The sequence below is a fragment of the Vibrio sp. 397 genome, assembly GCF_033339395.1.
Taxonomy (GTDB): Bacteria; Pseudomonadota; Gammaproteobacteria; order Enterobacterales; family Vibrionaceae; genus Vibrio; species Vibrio alginolyticus.
Genome location: NZ_JAWOUN010000022.1, coordinates 23,423 through 42,139, shown reverse-complemented (window position 1 = coordinate 42,139; position 18,717 = coordinate 23,423). Strand labels below are relative to the sequence as shown.

The 18,717-nt window shown below is 44.9% G+C and carries 19 protein-coding genes; 14 read left to right on the top strand and 5 right to left on the bottom strand.

Annotation, left to right across the window (positions count from 1 at the left end; genetic code table 11):
• A complete protein-coding gene (gene yigB, locus R7P36_RS22325; RefSeq protein WP_182039482.1) occupies positions 1-717 on the top strand; it encodes a 5-amino-6-(5-phospho-D-ribitylamino)uracil phosphatase YigB in 717 nt (238 codons plus the stop codon).
• Positions 718-855: 138 nt separating this feature from the next.
• Entirely contained in the window at positions 856-3,342 is a 2,487-nt protein-coding gene (locus tag R7P36_RS22320; protein ID WP_172563446.1) for an EAL domain-containing protein, read from the top strand.
• Between the two features lie 83 nt (positions 3,343-3,425).
• Here the strand turns inward: R7P36_RS22320 and R7P36_RS22315 are convergent, their stop codons facing one another.
• Both R7P36_RS22315 and R7P36_RS22310 read right to left on the bottom strand, forming a co-directional pair.
• The gene (locus tag R7P36_RS22315) at positions 3,426-4,022 is read right to left on the bottom strand and encodes a tRNA-uridine aminocarboxypropyltransferase (RefSeq protein WP_172563447.1); all 597 of its coding nucleotides are present in this window, start codon (positions 4,020-4,022) and stop codon (positions 3,426-3,428) included.
• Positions 4,022-5,572: a COG3650 family protein gene (locus R7P36_RS22310; protein WP_213900077.1), complete on the bottom strand. Its 1,551-nt coding sequence runs from the start codon at positions 5,570-5,572 to the stop codon at positions 4,022-4,024. Before R7P36_RS22310 ends, R7P36_RS22315 begins: the two co-directional genes overlap by 1 nt.
• 47 nt (positions 5,573-5,619) lie before the next feature.
• On the opposite strand from R7P36_RS22310, the gene R7P36_RS22305 reads away from it, so the two are divergent.
• Positions 5,620-6,090: an EVE domain-containing protein gene (locus R7P36_RS22305; protein WP_172563449.1), complete on the top strand. Its 471-nt coding sequence runs from the start codon at positions 5,620-5,622 to the stop codon at positions 6,088-6,090.
• Between the two features lie 50 nt (positions 6,091-6,140).
• On the opposite strand, the gene R7P36_RS22300 is transcribed toward R7P36_RS22305, so the two are convergent.
• Positions 6,141-6,965 carry a Cof-type HAD-IIB family hydrolase gene (locus R7P36_RS22300; protein ID WP_017636084.1) on the bottom strand — a complete coding sequence of 275 codons (825 nt, stop codon included), beginning with the start codon at positions 6,963-6,965 and terminating at the stop codon, positions 6,141-6,143.
• Between the two features lie 244 nt (positions 6,966-7,209).
• Positions 7,210-8,220 carry an alpha/beta fold hydrolase gene (locus R7P36_RS22295; protein WP_005378733.1) on the bottom strand — a complete coding sequence of 337 codons (1,011 nt, stop codon included), beginning with the start codon at positions 8,218-8,220 and terminating at the stop codon, positions 7,210-7,212.
• A 65-nt stretch (positions 8,221-8,285) separates the two neighbouring features.
• Between R7P36_RS22295 and rhtB the strand changes: the two genes are divergently transcribed.
• The 7 genes from rhtB (at position 8,286) to R7P36_RS22260 (ending at position 14,961) form a co-directional block, all read left to right on the top strand.
• Positions 8,286-8,903 (top strand): homoserine/homoserine lactone efflux protein, encoded by a 618-nt coding sequence (rhtB, locus tag R7P36_RS22290; protein WP_005378732.1) that lies wholly within the window; start codon positions 8,286-8,288, stop codon positions 8,901-8,903.
• Between the two features lie 24 nt (positions 8,904-8,927).
• Positions 8,928-10,151, top strand: a complete 1,224-nt coding sequence (locus R7P36_RS22285; protein ID WP_005378731.1) for an EAL and HDOD domain-containing protein — start codon at positions 8,928-8,930, stop codon at positions 10,149-10,151.
• Positions 10,152-10,305: 154 nt separating this feature from the next.
• On the top strand, positions 10,306-10,641 hold the full coding sequence (locus R7P36_RS22280; RefSeq protein WP_005378730.1) for a metalloregulator ArsR/SmtB family transcription factor: 336 nt from the start codon (positions 10,306-10,308) through the stop codon (positions 10,639-10,641).
• 42 nt (positions 10,642-10,683) lie between these two features.
• On the top strand, positions 10,684-11,685 hold the full coding sequence (locus R7P36_RS22275) for an ArsJ-associated glyceraldehyde-3-phosphate dehydrogenase (protein ID WP_005383630.1): 1,002 nt from the start codon (positions 10,684-10,686) through the stop codon (positions 11,683-11,685).
• A 12-nt stretch (positions 11,686-11,697) separates the two neighbouring features.
• On the top strand, positions 11,698-12,192 hold the full coding sequence (locus R7P36_RS22270) for a cyclin-dependent kinase inhibitor 3 family protein (protein ID WP_005383629.1): 495 nt from the start codon (positions 11,698-11,700) through the stop codon (positions 12,190-12,192).
• Positions 12,193-12,446: 254 nt separating this feature from the next.
• Positions 12,447-13,664, top strand: coding sequence for an organoarsenical effux MFS transporter ArsJ (gene arsJ / locus R7P36_RS22265; protein WP_104979841.1), 1,218 nt, complete (start codon positions 12,447-12,449; stop codon positions 13,662-13,664).
• Positions 13,665-13,947: 283 nt separating this feature from the next.
• Positions 13,948-14,961 carry an acyltransferase gene (locus R7P36_RS22260; protein WP_017821298.1) on the top strand — a complete coding sequence of 338 codons (1,014 nt, stop codon included), beginning with the start codon at positions 13,948-13,950 and terminating at the stop codon, positions 14,959-14,961.
• Here R7P36_RS22260 and R7P36_RS22255 read toward each other — a convergent pair.
• Entirely contained in the window at positions 14,958-15,287 is a 330-nt protein-coding gene (locus R7P36_RS22255; protein ID WP_005389668.1) for a DUF2500 domain-containing protein, read from the bottom strand. The genes R7P36_RS22260 and R7P36_RS22255 overlap by 4 nt on opposite strands.
• A 327-nt stretch (positions 15,288-15,614) precedes the next feature.
• On the opposite strand from R7P36_RS22255, the gene R7P36_RS22250 reads away from it, so the two are divergent.
• The 4 genes from R7P36_RS22250 (at position 15,615) to R7P36_RS22235 (ending at position 18,667) form a co-directional block, all read left to right on the top strand.
• Positions 15,615-15,983: a hypothetical protein gene (locus tag R7P36_RS22250; protein ID WP_005378717.1), complete on the top strand. Its 369-nt coding sequence runs from the start codon at positions 15,615-15,617 to the stop codon at positions 15,981-15,983.
• A gap of 1,081 nt (positions 15,984-17,064) precedes the next feature.
• Positions 17,065-17,685 carry a lysoplasmalogenase gene (locus R7P36_RS22245; RefSeq protein WP_005389670.1) on the top strand — a complete coding sequence of 207 codons (621 nt, stop codon included), beginning with the start codon at positions 17,065-17,067 and terminating at the stop codon, positions 17,683-17,685.
• Between the two features lie 69 nt (positions 17,686-17,754).
• Positions 17,755-17,976: a YecH family metal-binding protein gene (locus R7P36_RS22240; RefSeq protein ID WP_005378711.1), complete on the top strand. Its 222-nt coding sequence runs from the start codon at positions 17,755-17,757 to the stop codon at positions 17,974-17,976.
• Between the two features lie 106 nt (positions 17,977-18,082).
• A complete protein-coding gene (locus R7P36_RS22235) occupies positions 18,083-18,667 on the top strand; it encodes a YhgN family NAAT transporter (RefSeq protein ID WP_005389671.1) in 585 nt (194 codons plus the stop codon).
• Positions 18,668-18,717 lie beyond the last annotated feature (50 nt).

Here is an 18,717-nt window from a genome sequence, read left to right as displayed (position 1 = left end):
ATGAAATTTTATCGCCGTATCGAGCCTATTAAGGCAATGACCTTTGACCTAGATGATACCCTCTATGACAACTATCCTGTGATAGTTCGCATGGAGCGTGAGTTGCTATCTTGGCTCAAGCACCATCATCCAGCGGTTGCTCATATGAACAAAGCGGATTGGTTTGCTCTCAAGCAGCGTGTTGTGCAGCAACAACCCGAGCTGAAGAGCGATGTCACTTTATGGCGTTTAGTGCAACTTCAGCAAGCCTTCTCCCAAGTAGGCTACGACGAAGACACAGCACATGCCGCCGCGAAAGCCGCAGTGGACGTTGCGTTGGACTGGCGTAACCGTTTTGAAGTGCCGCAGCAAAGCCTCGATGTATTGGAGGAACTCGCGCAGCACATCCCGTTGGTGGCAATCACCAACGGTAATGTGGATTTAGACCGCATCGGTCTTACGCCTTATTTCCAACAGGTACTTAAAGCAGGACCAGATGGATTGGCGAAACCCGCAACCGATATGTTTACTAAAGCGAAGCGATTCTTGGATATTCCTGCGGAGAATATTCTGCATGTCGGTGATCATCTAACCACGGATGTGCATGGTGCAAAGTTGGCTGGTTTTGCAGCCTGTTGGTTTAATGATATGAATAAAAATGTCATTAACCATTCAAAAACACGTACTTTACCTGATATTGAAATCAATAGTTTGCAGCCGTTACTCACACTTTTTTAATTGCTTTCGCATTAATCCATTCTAATCTCATTTTGTGTCTAGAAAAGCAGCGCAAAGCCACGTAAATTATTCTCTATTAAATAAAAATAGTAACGCCACACGTCGTGGTGAAGATAGTGTTACGGCAGTGGTAGGTCCATGCGAGCTTTTTCAAAACTGGTTCACGATGTCAGTCAACTGAATGACTTTTTAGTCACTTTTCCGACTTCCTCAGATAAACAATATTTAGTACAAATATTGTCGACGCAATCGCGCGAAATTACGACCACACTTGCAGACGCCGTTTTGTCGTCGCTGCCGAATGCTCATGTTATGGGGCATAGTACGCGTAATGTGATTCTGGAAGGGGAGATATTTACCTCTGGTTGCCTAGTGAGTGTGATTGAATTTGAGCAAACCACGTTGACTTCTGCGGTACAAACATACTCTTACTCCCCTGACATTGATGGCGGGGAGCTCAAGCGCTCTCTTCTAATGCAGCATAATTCACAGGTGATCCTCAGCTTTGCTGTGCAAATTGAACGACGTGACTATCCCTTGTTTCAAACCTTCGCCAGTGAAGAAGTAGTGATTTCTGGAGGGTTGGCGCAGAGTATTGACGATGGCTGCTGGGTGCTATATCAAAACCGAGTTTACGATAACGCTGTGGTTGCCGTAGCTTTGCACAGTGATACTTTGAAGCTATGGACTGATGCGTATTCGGAATGGAACCCGATTGGCATGCCACACAAAGTCACTCATGCAAAAGGAACGCGCTTGTATTGTTTAGGTGAGAAGAAAGCGCTGGACGTATACAAGCGTTACTTGGCGGATGGCCATGACGTGACGCTGAGTCAACTGCTCAGCTTTCCATTGTATCGAGAAAGCTTAGGGCGAAAGGAAGTTTGTACGGTAACGGAGCTACACGCTGATGGCAGTATGAGCTTCGACAGGCCCTGGTGTCTTGGTGACGAAGTGCAATTTTGCTATAACCATCCCTCGTTAACGCTCGAGCAAGTGCGGCATGGTGTGGTTGAGTTAGCCATGCACCAACCTGAAGTCGTGATGATTTTTAACTGCGCGTCACGGTTAGACTTTATTGACAGCAGCGACGAAGTCCAAGCCTTCAAAGATATTGCGACGACGTTTGGTAGTTACTGTATGGGGGAACTGCATGGTGGTATTGGTCAGCCCGAAATTCTTCATCACAGCCTGACGTATTTAGCGATGCGAGAGGGAGACGAAGTGCAAACATTGAACTTGCCTAAGTCGCCCGTTAGCTCCTCTATTTCACCGCTGTTTAGCTTGATTCGAAATGCGATCGGCGATCTCAACCATATGAACGCGCATATGGGATATCAACTCGATCGCCAAACGCGCAAGTTACAAGAAAGCTATCGACGCGACAGTCGCACGGGGTTACAAAACCGGGTCGCATTGCAAGAGCGGCTGAGTAACATCGATTTGGATGAGCATTTGTTGACTCTAAAGCTACTTAACTTTAGTCATATCAACGAAAAATACGGCTACCGAGTGGGAGATCAATTACTCAAAGATCTCTCAATGCACTTTACGAATCGACTACGAAAGCGTTTTGGCATGCCAACGGCTTTACAGCTTTATAGTATTGGGGTTGGTGAGTGGGCATTCATATTTAAAGCTGACCAAAGCAGCGAAACCATCAAACAGCACTTTACGCGTTTTGCCGATGCGGTAGAACAAACTAATTTTGAGCCAATTGGTCTACGTGAAATAGATTATCTTTCTATCTCGCTATGCGGCGGCTTAGTGAGTCGTCGAGATTTTCCATCCGCTTCAGTGGATGAGCTCTTACTCAAAGGCATCGAAGCGAGACGCTCCGGTGTACGCAGTAATACTCATATCTGTAATGCGAAAGATATTGAAGTCAGTGAGGATGTGCGTAAAGAGCAACTTGGATGGCTAAGTTGCGTCAGTAGAGCCATTCTCAAACAGAATATCATCACTTATAGCCAACCTATTGTGCATGCGGGTAGCCACAAATTGGCAAGCCAAGAATGTTTGGTTCGTATTCTGGAAGCCGATGGGACGGTGATTGCGCCAGGGCGTTTTCTGCCAATTATCTCTGATACGCATCTTTACACTCGACTAAGTCGGCATATGATTCATTCTACGTTGCATTATATGCGAGATAAGCAAGGTGACTTTTCTATAAACTTATCGCCGCAAGATTTGCTCAGTGATAAAACTTTAATGCTTTTAGAGCATGAAATTAGCCAGCTAAATGACCCAAGGCGAATTGGTTTAGAAGTGCTGGAATCTGAGCAGATCAAAGACTACGGCCGAATGATAGAAGTGTGCAGTCATTTTAGAAGCTTAGGGGCGCGTATCATTGTTGATGACTTTGGGGCCGGCTATTCGAATATCGATGAAATCCTAAAGTTGGAGCCAGAAGTCATAAAGCTCGATGGCAGCTTGATTCGTGATATTGATAAAGACTTAAAACAGCGCAAGATCGCTTCCCAGTTGGTGCGTTTGTGCCAGGTGTTTAACGCGGAGACGGTGGCGGAGTTTGTCCACAATCAGGAGGTGTGTACCATTGCACAAGACATGGGGGTGGATTATTTGCAGGGTTACTATCTTGGCGAGCCGACTCGACTGTTTTAATGATGTTTCACGTGAAACTTCTTGTCGTAAAAAACGCAGCGTAGGCTGCGTTTTTTGTTTGGTTCTTCTACTGAGCTTAATGGTTAACGCTTAAGAGCGTGTCCACTCTTTTCAGCTTGGAACAGAGCGAGGTAATGGGCAAAAAAGCGCTGCATTTGTTGTTGGTTGTTTTGTTCTCCAAGTTGCCCGAGCAAATGTGCAGCGACTTCAAACGTGCACAAGTTACCTTGTTGTTGGTTGCGTCGCAGCTGATATTGTGAGTCCGCCGACGCAGACAATCCCATAGTAGGGATACCTTCTAACCAAAGGCTCTTATTGATCATCTTGCGCGCCTCTTGCCAGGTGGCATCCAAAATAATAAACAGCGGAGTTTTGGTTTGTTGCTGGCTTTGGAGTACCACATCTTCGAGTGTGATACTTTCTTCACAGGGGAAGAGCAACACCGGATACCGCGACGGATCAGCTAATAGAGAGAGTAATTCTGCTGGTGGCTGTTTGCGATCCCAGATTACTCGCTCAATGTTGAGTTGGCAATGCTCTAGTAGCTGGCCGGTATTAGTATCACGCTTCAGTTCATTCGGATGCATTAACAGCAGGATGTTGTGCTCACTGGTAAGTTTCGGCATCAGCGAGCACATACAATTGAATTGAAAACCGCAGGTTGGACACGGTTGAGACATTAAAGACGAACTCCTTCTCGCACCGGGCTTATCCCATCAGAGAACAGACGCACACCACTGACTTGGTTTGGCGTTGCCGTTGGCGCCATGCTTGGGTTGAGTGGGTAGCTAACCCCAGTGTATTGCATAACATGTTGAGCCGCTTTAGCTCCGCCACCGCTGACATTAAAAATCAGATCTCGCCAACCATGAGAGGTTTGTTGGCCGAGCATAATCGGGCTTTGCACTAGTGTAATGCGGCTATTAAAGCGCCATTCCTTTTCGTGATGTTCAAATATTAGCAATGTACAGCCACCGGAACCACACCAATCCAACTGTACCAATAGCTCTTCGTTACCATCGCTGTTTAGGTCGTAAGTTAGCCAACGGTATTGGTTATTGTTGGGGTTGGTTTGATGGATAAAGAAGTAGTTGCGCACCGCGGCATCTACTTTTGAATCAAACTCTGCACTAGAAGGTACGTCAGCACTACCGATGGGGTTGTTGGTGCGTTTTTCGGCTGGTTGCATGATGCCTTCATCACGAACGGTGGCAGGATAAAGGACTAAACCACCATCGGCGATTGGGTAGACCAAGTTACCGACTTTTTCTTTGGTCGCTTTGAGCTGATTGCCTTCTCGAGTAAACAGTCGCTCTGACATTAGCCTTTGCTGTTGATGATGCGTCATGACAACTTGAACCTGAGACGGACTTAACTGTTGCCAGTAACCACGCTCGATTAATGGTGCTTGTCCATTGGCGTAACGGTATTTTGTTGTGGCGCTGTGGTCTGGGTTTAAGGTCATTTGTACTTCAAAGCCTTGTGATTGGGTTGAGGTCGCGACATAGGTATTAGCCCAGCCAAGCGTTGCATCGACGTTTGCAGCCATACCACAACCTTGATACGTCTCGCCATCATGTTTTAGTGTTGCTTTCCAGCCATACAAAGAATCGCTCATTGTGTCTGAGCAGAGGTTTTCTGTTAAGCGAAGCTCACCACCTTGCAGTTGATAAGTGCGCTGGCGAGGTTGAAGCTGACTGCTTTTAATCGCTAATTTTGTGGTTTGTTTGCCGATTTGCTGGAATGTTAGTCCATTAGCCTCAAAGCTTGCCGACCAAGAAGGCTCATTACCAAACACGCGAGTTGGTTTGTTTGGTTGCTGACAACGGTTTGGATTTTCCGTTGTGAGGAAGTTCACTTGTTCCACGACAAAGTTAGCATCGAAATCAGCAGAAAACCCATCGATGCCCGGTGGGTTGAGGTGGCCGATAACCTCGCCATACATGGTCTGGTAAGGCTCGTTATTTAACTGAATTGCTCGTTGCATTTGCTGTGGTGACAGTTGCAACCAATATTGCTTGTCGCTGCCACAAGGCATGATGTATTGGCTCTCGTGACCGACGATCACTTTTCCGAGCAGCATAAAAGTTTGAGGTTGAATGGTTTCAGGCTTATCTAAGGTTGCTGGTGGAGAGGTTAGGTCAGCGGCACCAGATTGTGGCGACTGTGAACTACATGCTTGCAGAACCAGCAGGGTGGCAAGCGCCACTGGGTTTTTCAAAGCCTTCATGTTATATCTTCCTCATTATTGTTACTCAATCGGCATCGGATGGCATTATGGCATATTGGTTATTTAAAACTGAACCAGATACCTTTTCTATTGACACGCTTCGAACCCAAAAGGTTTCATGTTGGGAGGGAGTTCGTAATTATCAGGCGCGCAATATGATGCGTGACCAAGTGAAGGTGGGCGATTTAGTCCTGATTTACCACTCTTCTTGTAAACATGTTGGCGTGGCAGGTATTGCTAAAGTTGTGAGAGAAGCCTATCCCGATCATTTCCAATTCGATCCCGAAAGCGATTATTACGATCCAAAGTCAGACCCAGACAACCTGCGTTGGATTATGGTGGATGTCGAGTTTGTACGTAAAACGGCGCGAGTGATTCCGTTGTCGGTGATGAAAGCGATGCCAGAACTTGAGAACATGCCGTTGGTGAAACGTGGAAATCGCTTGTCGATTATGCCCGTGACAGAAGAAGAATGGGACGCGATTCTTGGCAAAGAGAAGCTGCCAAGTCAGCGATAAAAGAGAAGGGTTGCGAATGTGCAGCCCTTCATTATTTGGAGTATTGAAGCTTACAGCAAGTGTTCTTGTAGGTAGTGTGCAACCGCATCTTCTGCATTGCTGCCAATTACTTCATTATTTGGTAGAGCTTTCATCACTTTTTCGTGTGATGTACCCATAACTAGCCCTTTACCTGCCATCGACAGCATTTCTACGTCATTCATGCCATCACCAAATGCTACGCAGTTTTCTAACGTGAGGTCGAGTTTTTTCGCTACCGCTTCAAGAGCATGACCTTTAGACACGCCAGCGCTCATTACTTCCAAACACCAAGGCGTTGAAAATGCGATATTCAGCTTATCACCAAACTGCTCACGTAGTTTGTTTTCAAATACGACCAAACGTTCGTGGTCTTCTCCTGGATGCGTGAAGAAAACTTTCGCAATACCGTCAGTTGGGGCGTGGTCTTCATCAAATAAGACGTAAGTGAATTCATCGTGGAAGTCACGTAACGTTTCATCATCCTTGTTCATCAACCAGCTATCATTTTGATACATGTGAATAAGTATTTCTTGATCATGTTTGATCGTGTCGATCACGCCTTGTACCAGTTCCGCAGGGACATTCTCGCTGTACATTAGCTGATCTTCCTGGTCATGCACTCGGGCACCATTCGACGTGATCATATAAGCTGGAATGCCAACTTGGCGACGGATGCTCGCAACGTCTACGTGGTGACGGCCGGTTGCAAAGACAAAGGTATAACCCTTTTCATGCAGCGCTTTTAGCGTCTCTTTTGAGTAAGCACTGAGCTGATGGTTAGGTGCGAGTAACGTGCCATCCAGATCAGAGGCAACGATTTTGGTGATCTCTTTGCAAGGTAGCGATGTGCTCATGAAGTCCTCGTAAACGGTTTGGATAGTGTGGAACAGGTGAATTGCAAACGGAGTACAGCAGACTGACTAGATCGTACTGCTCCGAATGCGGGGGAACTTGGGCTCGTAGCACTATGTGGTTAAACACAGTGTCAAAGTAGCCAAGTTCAAGCAGTGTACGCCAAAATGAGGATGAAAAAGAGGGTAAATCGATGTGTAGACATTTCCTCTTTAATCTTAGTCGTGAAATGGTCGCCTAGAGTTCTTATTGTGCTTGTTCGTTTGATGGCGATTTAGGGTCATTCATAAAGCGGAAAATCGCATCGAGCGCTTGATTACGATACTTGTCGGTCTCGAACAAGATTTCATGCTGTGCGCCTTCGATAGAAAGCAGCTCCGCGTGCGGGTTGGTTTTCCGCAATTTATCAATAAAACGCTTTTGCGCGAGATTGCTAACAATCCGATCGTTTCCGGCTTGGATTAGGATGACTGGTATTTTGACTTGGCGAGTTAATAAAAAGCACTGCTTAGCGGCCATGAGCCCTTGCCAAACCCAGCGAGTGCTTGGCCCACCGACTTGCAGTTCCGGTTTTTCCGTATATAGGTTTCGGAACCATTGGTAGCGGCCGTAACTTTGGCTAAGTGGGTTATCTTCAAAGGGCTTAGGGAAGTAGGCCTGATGTCCTGGTGCATAGCGTGGCAAAGTCGATACCGCTGACATAATTTGTGTGACCGGAATCGCTATTGGTGATAGGTACCATGGCAGGTTAATGCCAAACATGGGCGCACTTAGAATCAAACCAGTAAAAGGGTGTTCTGGGTGAGTTTGCAGGTAACGTGTGGCGATCGCGCCGCCCATAGAGTGCGCGATGATGAAGCATTGTTGATATTCGCTAAGGTCGTGTTTTTTTACGACGATGTCCATATCATCAATATAATCAGTAAAGTCATAGACGTGACCCATATCTGAGTCAGATAATAAACGATCTGATAAACCTTGACCGCGGTGGTCAAAGGAATAGACATCGAAACCTTGGCGGTAGAGATCGTAAAACAGCTCTTGGTATTTCCAGGAAGACTCAATGCGTCCATTTACGATGAGCACGGCTTTTTTATGCTCTGGGTTGGTTAGCTTGCACCAGTAAATGTTCTTTTTCTCAGTCCCTTTAACAAAGCCCTCTTGGCGAGTTTGCCAAAGTGCTGCGATCGGACCACCAATTGCTTGCTCAAATAATGTCTCTTGAGTATAAGTCAAAGGTGAATGGTTAGTCGCCATTAGTTGATTACCTGAAGATACGTTGTTTACGCGATGTATCATCGAAGAATTAGTGAGGAAATGCAATGGATACCCATGTCTGGTTAGCTTATGTAGTAACAGCAATCGTTTTTAGTTTGGCTCCGGGCTCTGGCACGGTGAACTCAATCAGTAATGGTTTGAGTTACGGTACCCGTAAATCACTGGGTGCCATTATTGGCTTACAAATTGGTTTAGTTATCCACATCGCGCTGGTGGGGGCGGGTATTGGTGCGCTTGTCGCGCAGTCAGCAACCGCCTTTTCTGTCATTAAATGGGTTGGTGCCGCTTATCTGGTTTGGCTGGGGATTCAGAAATGGCGCGATACATCAAGCTTAGTCGCAGCTGAAAACCATAACGAGATGTCAGGCACGGCGCTGTTGTACAAGGCAGTGTTGATTAACCTCACCAACCCTAAATCGATTGTTTTTCTGGTGGCGTTGTTTCCGCAGTTTATTGACCCGGCAAAAGACCAAATCACGCAACTGTTGGTGCTTGGCGTCACTACGGTCGTGATTGATGCGTGTGTAATGTTGGGTTACACGAGCTTGGCAGCACAAATGGGACGCTTTATTCGCTCCGATAAAATCATGGGAAAAATAAACAAAGTATTCGGTTCAATGTTCATGGGTTGTGGTGCATTATTAGCAGCTGCAAAGTCATAAGCCATTTATAGGTCCTTCTTTAGCATGAATACAACGTATGTCGCTCGCCAGCCGATCTTTAACCGAAAAAGACAGACGCTGGGTTATGAATTGTTGTTTCGAGACGGGGAGAGTAACGCATACCCTTCACATATTGATTCAAATCGAGCGACATACCGACTGATCGTCGAAAACTTCCTATCACTGGGTACTAACCCAGTGATTGCCTCTTCAAGATGCTTTATTAACTTTCCTCATCAAAGCTTGGTGCGACGTTTGCCGCGCAGTTTGCCGAAAAACAAAATTGTCATCGAAGTGTTGGAAACGTGCCAACCTACGGATGAGCTTCTTGATGCGATTCGTGAGTTTTATCGAGAAGGTTACTTGATCGCTTTGGATGACTTCACCCTAACACCAGAATGGCGTCGTTTTTTGCCATATGTGCATATTGTGAAGCTCGACATTATGGCGATGGGGCTCGAAAAGGCCTGTGAACTGGTCAAAACACACCTTGCCAAACGCGTCAAATACCACTTTTTAGCAGAACGTGTTGAAACCGCAGAAGAGTTTGAGCAAGCGAAAGCGGCTGGCTTTAAATTTTTCCAAGGTTATTTTTTTAGCAAGCCACTCGTCTCGCAGACTAAATACGTCAGTCCTGAGCAAGTGTTGGCATTGCAACTGTTTCGTGAAGTTTGTGCTCCTGAGCCTGACTTTACTCGTATCGAGTCCATCATTACGCAAGATGTCGCGTTGTCATATAAATTATTGCGTTTTGTAAATACGCAAGCGCCGAATTTGGCTGTCGAAATCAGCTCTTTTCGTCAGGCATTGATTTATCTTGGCCAGGATAACCTTAAGCAGTTTGTCTCTTTGGTTGTGGCATCGTATATCTCCAGTAACAAGCCTCGAGAGCTGTATCACCTTTCATTGCAACGAGCTCAATTTTGCCAATTGATGTCGCGCTATCAGCCATTCTCTCACCTCAACGAGCAAGGTTTCATGGTTGGTTTGCTGTCGATTCTAGATGCGCTGCTGGATCTTTCGGTGGAATCTTTAGTTAGGCAGTTACCGCTTAGTCATTCAGTACAACAAGCGCTATTACATCGCAAAGGGGTTTATGGTGCACTTATTTCCCTCGAAGAGTGCTACGAGCGTGCCGATTGGTCAGGGGTTGAAAAAATCACGATGCAATTGGGGTTGCCTTTAGAGGAAGTGAAGCTCTCCTTAGGTGAAGCGGCTCGCTGGAGTCAAAGCATCGCGACTGCATAATTTCTTGTCTTATCTTTTATCTCTTTGAATCTCTCTCTTTACAATCAAGCTGTTCGTTAGATGTGAAACTTTTATGACGATGGACGGTTTCCTCTTGACGATATATCTTAATTAAATAAACATATACGCATATCCATATATAGGTATGTTCATTATGCTTCCACATCAGTTTTTTAAGCTGTTATCCGATGAAACACGCGTACGTTGTTTAATGCTCGTGGCCCGTGAAGGTGAAACTTGCGTTGGCGATTTGGCGTTTGCTCTACAAGAGAGCCAGCCGAAAGTTTCTCGTCATCTTGCTCAGTTACGATCCAGTGGCATCTTGGTGGATAAACGCCAAGGGCAATGGGTGTATTACGAGTTATCACAGCAATTACCAGGTTGGATGCGAAAGTTAATTGAAGACTTAGTGGCATCAAACTGTTTGAAGCAGGAATACCAAGACGACATCACACGCTTACACGATAAAAGTCGTGAGGCTTGCTGTTAACAGCGAATAGAGATTCAAGGTAGAAGATTAGAGGGTAAAACTATGACAATTAAAGTAGGAATTAATGGCTTTGGCCGAATTGGTCGCTTAGCGCTGCGAGCGGCATTTGATTGGCCAGAATTGGAGTTTGTGTTAATCAACGATGTCGCAGGTGACGCAGCTACGCTTGGTCACTTATTAGAATTCGATTCAGTGCAAGGTCGTTGGCATCATGGAGTTCAGGTCGAAGGCAGTGAGCTCGTCATCAACGGCAAGCGTGTTGCCACGACTCAACAACGCGATATCGATGCGGTGAACTGGTCTGATTGTGATGTTGTGATTGAAGCGACAGGCGTACATCGCAAAACATCATTCCTAAACAAATACCTAGAGCAAGGCGTGAAACGTGTCGTGGTAAGCGCACCTGTGAAAGAAGAAGGTATTGCGAACATTGTGGTGGGCGTGAACGACCATATTTTCGACCCTGAAAAACATCGTATCGTGACAGCAGCTTCGTGTACGACTAACTGTATCGCACCTGTGGTTAAAGTCATTCATGAGAAATTGGGTATCGAACAATCTTCTTTTACGACCATTCACGACCTGACGAATACGCAAACTATTTTGGATGCGCCACACAAAGATCTACGCCGTGCAAGAGCATGCGGCATGAGCCTTATCCCAACCACTACGGGTAGCGCGAAGGCGATTGTCGAAATTTTCCCAGAATTAAAAGACAAAATTAATGGTCATGCGGTTCGCGTACCTCTAGCAAACGCATCGTTAACAGACATCATTTTTGATGTGAAGCGTGATACCACGGCAGAAGAAGTGAATGCACTGTTAAAAGAAGCATCTGAAGGTGATTTGAAAGGCATCCTTGGCTTCGAAGAGCGTCCTTTAGTTTCTATCGATTATAAAGGCGACCAACGTTCAACCATCGTTGATGCGCAATCAACCATGGTTGTGGGTTCTCGTATGGTTAAGATTTACGCTTGGTACGATAACGAAATGGGTTATGCAACGCGCACAGCAGAGCTGGTTCGTAACGTTGGTTTGGCTTAAAAGGGGGTCACAATGTCTCATCCTACATGGCAATTAGATTTGGACTCCGGTGCTTTAATCTTAACACCGTGCCCAGGAACGAAAGGTGTCGATTTGCATGCGTCGTTAGAACAGTTGAAAGAGCAGGGTGTTCAAGCGGTCGTTACTGCATTAGATGATAGTGAATTAGCTGCGAAGAATGTCTCTGCATTGGGTGAAGCCACTCAGCAACTGGGAATGAAATGGTTCCAGATCGAGATTGAAGACGACTGCGCACCAAATGAAGAATTTGCGACGAAGTGGCAACAAGCCAGTCCGGAACTGCACGCGATTCTTGCTCAAGGTGGCAAAGTTGCGATGCATTGCATGGGTGGTTCGGGGCGCACAGGTTTGTTCGCTGCTCACCTACTCCTAGAAAAGGAATGGCAGTTAGAAGATATCGTGCGAGAAGTACAGGCATTGCGCCCTGGTGCATTTACAAAACCTGTGCAAGTTGAGTACATCGAACGCGTGGCTCAAGACGCTTGATCAGCTTAAATAGCTTTTGGTTCATTATGATCCAAAAGCTAAATTCGAGCTTCTTCAGGATACGACTGTTTACAAAAAAAGCCATTAATATTAACTAATACATTGTTTTTAAGGTGTATTTTGCTTTTTATTGATGTTGGGGCATTTTTTGAAAATCACAGCAACATTGTATTGGTCAATGTTGCTGTACAGGTTAGGAAGTATTTAGAACATGATGATCTAAATGCTTCTATCGCTGTACATATGAGGTCAATATGATTTCTCAATTAAGCAAAAGTATTCGTCAGTACATGTTAGTGACGTTTAACTATTGGAACTTTACGGTGACCGATGGCGCACTGCGTATGCTGGTGGTGCTCTATTTTCATGACTTAGGTTATTCCACGTTAGCTATTGCCTCACTGTTTCTTTTCTATGAATTTTTTGGTGTGGTGACAAACCTGGTTGGTGGTTGGTTGGGCGCAAGGTTAGGCCTAAATAAAACCATGAACATTGGTTTGGCGATGCAAGTGTTTGCGTTGCTGATGCTCGCAGTACCAAATGCATGGCTGACCATTCCTTGGGTGATGGCAGCGCAAGCTCTGTCGGGGATTGCCAAAGATCTGAACAAAATGAGTGCTAAGAGCGCGATTAAAACGCTAGTACCAGACGAACAGCAAGGTGCGCTCTACAAATGGGTAGCGATTTTGACTGGCTCGAAGAATGCACTCAAAGGAGCGGGCTTTTTTGTTGGTGGCTTGCTGCTGTCTTGGGTGGGTTTTCAAAACTCGATGTTTATTATGGCGGGTGTACTTACATTAGTGTTTGTTTGCAGCATGATCTGGCTAGAAGCGGACATGGGTAAAGCAAAGAGTAAACCTAAGTTTCGCCAAATATTCTCCAAGTCTGAATCGATAAACATTTTATCCGCAGCACGCATGTTCTTGTTTGGTGCTCGTGATGTGTGGTTTGTCGTTGCTCTGCCTATTTATCTTGGTAGCGTGTTTGGCTGGGATCACTTGTGGGTTGGTAGCTTTCTCGCAGCGTGGGTCATTGCTTATGGGTTTGTGCAAGGCTTTGCGCCGCGTATTACTGGCAAAGCGCAAGGTCGTGTGCCTGATGGTAGTGCAGCATTGGTGTGGGCAGGAGTCCTAGCGTTAATTACGGCTGGTATTGCTTATGGTGTGCAAATCGGTTGGCAGCCTGAATTGGTGATTGTGGTAGGTTTGATGATTTTTGGCGCTGTGTTTGCCATTAACTCTTCGCTGCACTCGTACTTGATAGTGAGCTACGCTAAAGGCGATGGCGTCTCGTTGGATGTCGGTTTTTACTACATGGCCAATGCGATGGGACGTTTGATTGGCACGGTATTATCGGGTTGGATCTACCAAGAGGCTGGTCTTGCAGCGTGCTTATGGGTTTCTTTTGCTTTCTTGGCAATGACGACGCTGATTTCAATTAAGTTGCCAAAAGCTAATGTTGCTACTGCGTAACTATCCCCAGTATCGCTATCTGTCGATGGTATAAATGGCTCCAAATCGGAGCCATTTTTGTTTCTTATGCGCCGTTTGCTGTAATCAGATTGTGTCGGTTTGGCATCGAGAGTGAATACTGATGCTTGGTTTTTGGTTCTCGTTAAGTGATTAGAGTGGTGATGAAATCCCCGTTGTAGGTCATTGTTGAGTTAAAAATAAGCAAAAACAGATTGTTAACCATTTCACTGGTTGAGATTTACCCTATGCTATAAACGATAAGCGACTCAAAGTAGGGAAAGGTATGAGAGAAAGGGTTCTGTTTTTTGATTTATTGCGCTGCTTCGCAGCGGTAGCAGTGATCGCCATTCACGTCTTGGCACCGTATCGAAATGAGTTAGGAGTGATTCCATTTGACCAATGGCTGACAGCGGTAGGCGTGAATAGCGTAACCCGCTGGGCAGTGCCAGTTTTTATTTTGATCACCGGAGCGCTAATGCTCAGTGACACTCGACCATTTGACGGTAAGTATTATATCAAAAGGCGTTTGGGCAAAGTTTTAGTTCCATTTCTTATTTGGTCGATGTTTTATGCATACCTTTCAGGCTGGACTTCTCAAGGCTTTGATTTTGAAACCGTAAAAGAGGTATTAAGCAATAGCCCATTCCACGCAACGTATTACCATCTCGGCTTTTTCTATTACTTTATACCACTGTATTTTGTGATTCCGCTGTTTCAATGGATGGTACGCAACGTGGATGACAACGTCTTGTATACCTATCTCGCATTTTGGCTTTTCACCAGCACTCTGTTCTTGTTCAAGATTGATGGCCCTTGGAGTAATCAGATGTGGCTTTATATGGGTTACCTTCCACTGGGGTATGTTTTATTTCAAAAGGTACCTTTGAATCGCTCTATGGTGACCTTATTTGTTGGGCTAGGACTCGTGGCGTTGGCAGTGACCTTTACGATGGTTGTGACAAATAGCTTAGAGGCGGAGAAGTATACGGTTGGGCGCTGGCTCTCTTATAAAACACTGAATGTGATTCTAGCGGCTTCGATGATTTTTATGATCGGGCGTTACTTTGGTGAAGGCTTATCACCAAAAGTACAAAAAGCGGTCAGTGTGATCAGTCAGCACAGCTTGGGGATTTACTTACTTCACCCTATTTTCTTATGGCCGATGAAAGAGTTCGGTTGGTACACAGGACATCCTGCTTGGGTGATTCCAGTCTGGATCGTTCTAAGTGGATCTGGAGCCTTGGCGATGAGCTATCTCTTTTCTCGTTCTGCCAAGACTCGTTGGTTACTGCCTTAACGTTTGATAGCGAAGTGAAGGAACTTGTTGCCGCGATAGGTCAGTGTTCCCTTATCTCCAGGGTTGAGTGCATGGTAGTAATGCACTCCAATTTGGAATTCACGCTTTGGACCGATAGAACCACGTTGAACGTAAATCCAATACTCTTGATCGTCTTGACCTGGTGGTGCGTTTGGTATGTCTATCGCTTGTTTATCTAAAACCGTTACCTGCGCGCTTTGCTCTGGAGCGTCTTCGCCCACATAGTGCTTACTATAAAAACGGAAAAACACCCACGCGCCCAAGGCAATAAGGGCGAATAGGGCGACAATAAGTGAGATTGGCATATTAACCTCCAATGTTTTATCGGGTCCCATTCTACAGAACTCGCTGACGAAACGATGAGTTGAGGTAGCTTATTCATAATCTAATGAAAGGGATATGGAGATTATTCGGCGCACTTCACGATTTATCTTAATGATGCACGATGAAATCGTCGCTTCATCTGCAAGCGAAGTCACTAAAGCTGAACGAAGCGGCTTTCACTTGTTAGGCTATATGAGCTCAAGGGCACAAATTGAAAGTAAAATTGCACTTAACGGCTCGAAAAAGCTCTAAATTTATAGAAGAATAAAAATAATGAACATAGGAAGGGTCTGGTAAGGAGGGTTACGATGTCAGATATTGAAAAAGTAGTCATGCGTACCCGAACGATCGAAAAACTTTTGCGTACTCAGTACCATGCAGAAGGGAAAGGGTTGCACCAACTTATTAATAGTTGTGAAGAACGTTTACCGCATGACGTGATAGCAAAGCTTCGATTCATCGCAACCGTGCGTAACAAAGTGGTGCACGAAGACGATTACAAGCTGGATGATCGTAAAGGCTTTATGGCGGCATGTGATGCTTGTGAAAAAGAGCTGACACCAAGAAGCTCTCGCTTTATTTGGCGTACAGCAATTTTGCTAATGACGTTGATTACGCTGGCCGCTCTTGGTTTCTACTATATGCACTGGGATATTTTGTCTAAGCACATTCAGTAGAGCTATACAGATAAATAAAAAAGGACGCATTTGCGTCCTTTTTTATTTTAAATCATTGGGTTAGTACATCATTGGCAGTGTCATTAAACCCACAACCACTGCAATCATAACCAGCCCTTGTTTTTGAGAAGATGAAATCATAACACTACCCCTTAATCTTTGATGAACTCGATGAATTTAATATAGCACTGTTTTTGGGGTTTGATCAACATATGCTCGTTAATCTTTTCAAAAACCACACTTAACTTGTCTGGTTTTACATGATTCTGACTAATGAAACTATGTTTTTTGTCCTGTATTTAAAGTGTTCACATTGTTTTGTTTTTATCCTTTTGGGTTTTAAGTGTTTGATTTTATAATGTTAAATGGTTTGTGGTGTTGGCTTTGTAATTGTTTTTTGTTTCGAATGGTATGTTGGGTCTTTATTTTGTCTGTATTTCTCAAAAATTGAGAAAATTAAAAAATGTGCTATGAGGTTGCATCGTCAAATCGAAAGCATGGAGTGAGATTTTCTTACCTTATGAGAAAATATGGGCTTCAAAAGTGTTTAGTGATTTTATGGTTTATGAAGTCCGCACTTTTATCTGTTATTGAAATTATGGTTTTATTTATCATTGACTTACTTTTCTTGTCTGATGTTTTTTTTACTGAATTAAGGTCGGTTTTCTTAGTTTTTACCCCTAGTCATCAGTAGTTTTTCCTCTCTTAGGGCGCTACTAAGACTATTTTCTATTTTGTGTCTGTTATTTATTCTTGTTGCCTGCATTGCATACATCCTGGTGGTTTAATCGTCAGTTTGTGAAGTAGCGGCTTACCTGGAGCACTTATCTGTTTTTCAGTTAAATAGTTTTAGAAAGCGTTGGTTATTGTGTCGTGTGATTTGATGGGTTCGGCTGATGAGCAAAGCTTGGCCCCAATGTTTAGTGGCATCATTCAGGCTCATCGGCTTTATTATTACGTAGGCTGAGGGTTACAAAATGTTTCGAATCGCTAGCGAGATCCAACTTTCGTAGATTGCGTCTTTACATCAAAACTGGTCTACCTAGACTAGCGGCGAGTTTAAGTAAAAGGTGTATACTGCATGTGGAGTTGGCTGGCGATAGGGCTATCAGGTGTGTATTCCGTGTTGGGAGCAAAGCAAGCTAACCCGACACAATCCCTCGTGTTTAAAATCTTTACTCTGCTACTTCTTCTTGTGTTGGTGTTAACTCAAGGTGCATCCGCAACATATACCTACTGGATTGCGGGTGGGCTGATTGTGTCTATGGTGGCAGATACGCTGCACTCGTTTAAAACTCGTAAGCTAATCTATTTTACGGCTTATCTGGTTGCCCAGGTATGCTACAGCAAGTCATTTTGGGTGCAGCTTAATGGTGAGATTGTCTGGTGGCTGCTGGCCCTGCTGCTTGCAGCGAGTATCGTAGCGTTCTTTTTGTTGCTACCTCAACTCGACTCTCTGGTATTCCCCGTTGTGATCATGGGGATGATGCTGGTTCAACTTGCTTGGGCTGCCGGTGAAGTTTGGTTACAAGTGCCGAGTTACGCCAATGCTATCGGCTTTAGCGGAACCTTAGTTCTGATCTATTCGGCGCTGGCATACGCGATACACGGTTATCGAAAACCGATGAAACACGCCTATTTGTGGGTGAGTGGCAGTTACTTTTTTGCTCATGCCCTCATTGTTGCCTCAATCATTTACTAATTTAAGTCAAAGCAGCTCTTGAGGATTTCAGTAAACTGAACGCATTGTTCTTAATAACTGGAGTCAATAATGAGTGAAATCCATGCTCACGAGCTGCTAAACCTACTTAGAGAAACGCCAATGGATCGCGAAGCCCTCACACAGCACTTTGGCGCTAGCGTTCGCTTTCACACCTGTAAACTGAATGATCTAGACTTAGATGCATTACTAGCATTTTTGCTCAAGCGCGACAAAATTCGTGAGCTTGAAGGTAAGTTTGTGGTCAATATGGCGCGAGTTTGCAATCACTAAACGGCGGCTAAGATCGAGGGTGAATATGGTGTTTTCGCCCTCAGTCATATACTCATGTTGTCAGTTTGCTATACACTGGCCGCCATTTTTTAGGTGAGGCCAGAATATGGACATTCTTTCTGCAGCGACCATGCTGTTTCTAATCATGGACCCTCTCGGTAACTTGCCGATTGTGTTGTCTATTCTCAAACATATCGATCCCAAGCGTCGTCGTAAGGTATTGATTCGTGAACTACTGTTTGCCTTACTGATCTTGATGCTATTTCTGTTTGCAGGACAAAGCATCTTAAGTTTTTTGCATGTCCAGCCAGAAACGCTCAGCATTTCAGGTGGCATTATTCTCTTCATTATTGCGATTAAGATGATTTTCCCGAGTGCTGGCAGCATCACTGGACTGGCAGCAGGCGAGGAGCCCTTTATTGTTCCGATGGCCATTCCTATGATCGCGGGCCCTTCAGTGATTGCAGCCTTGCTTTTACTGTCTTCGCAACATCCAGAGAAAATGTTGGAAATGTCAGCATCAGTCGTAATTGCGTGGGGCGCAACATTTTTTATACTGATGTTTTATGGCTTCTTTAATCGCTTGTTGGGTGAACGTGGCTTGAAGGCGGTAGAACGCTTAATGGGCTTGTTACTGGTGATGATCTCCACTCAAATGTTCTTAGATGGTGTAAAAAGTTACATTGGGTGACGAACGAAACGCAGAAAAAAGCCGCTCACAAGAGCGGCTTTTTCGTATCT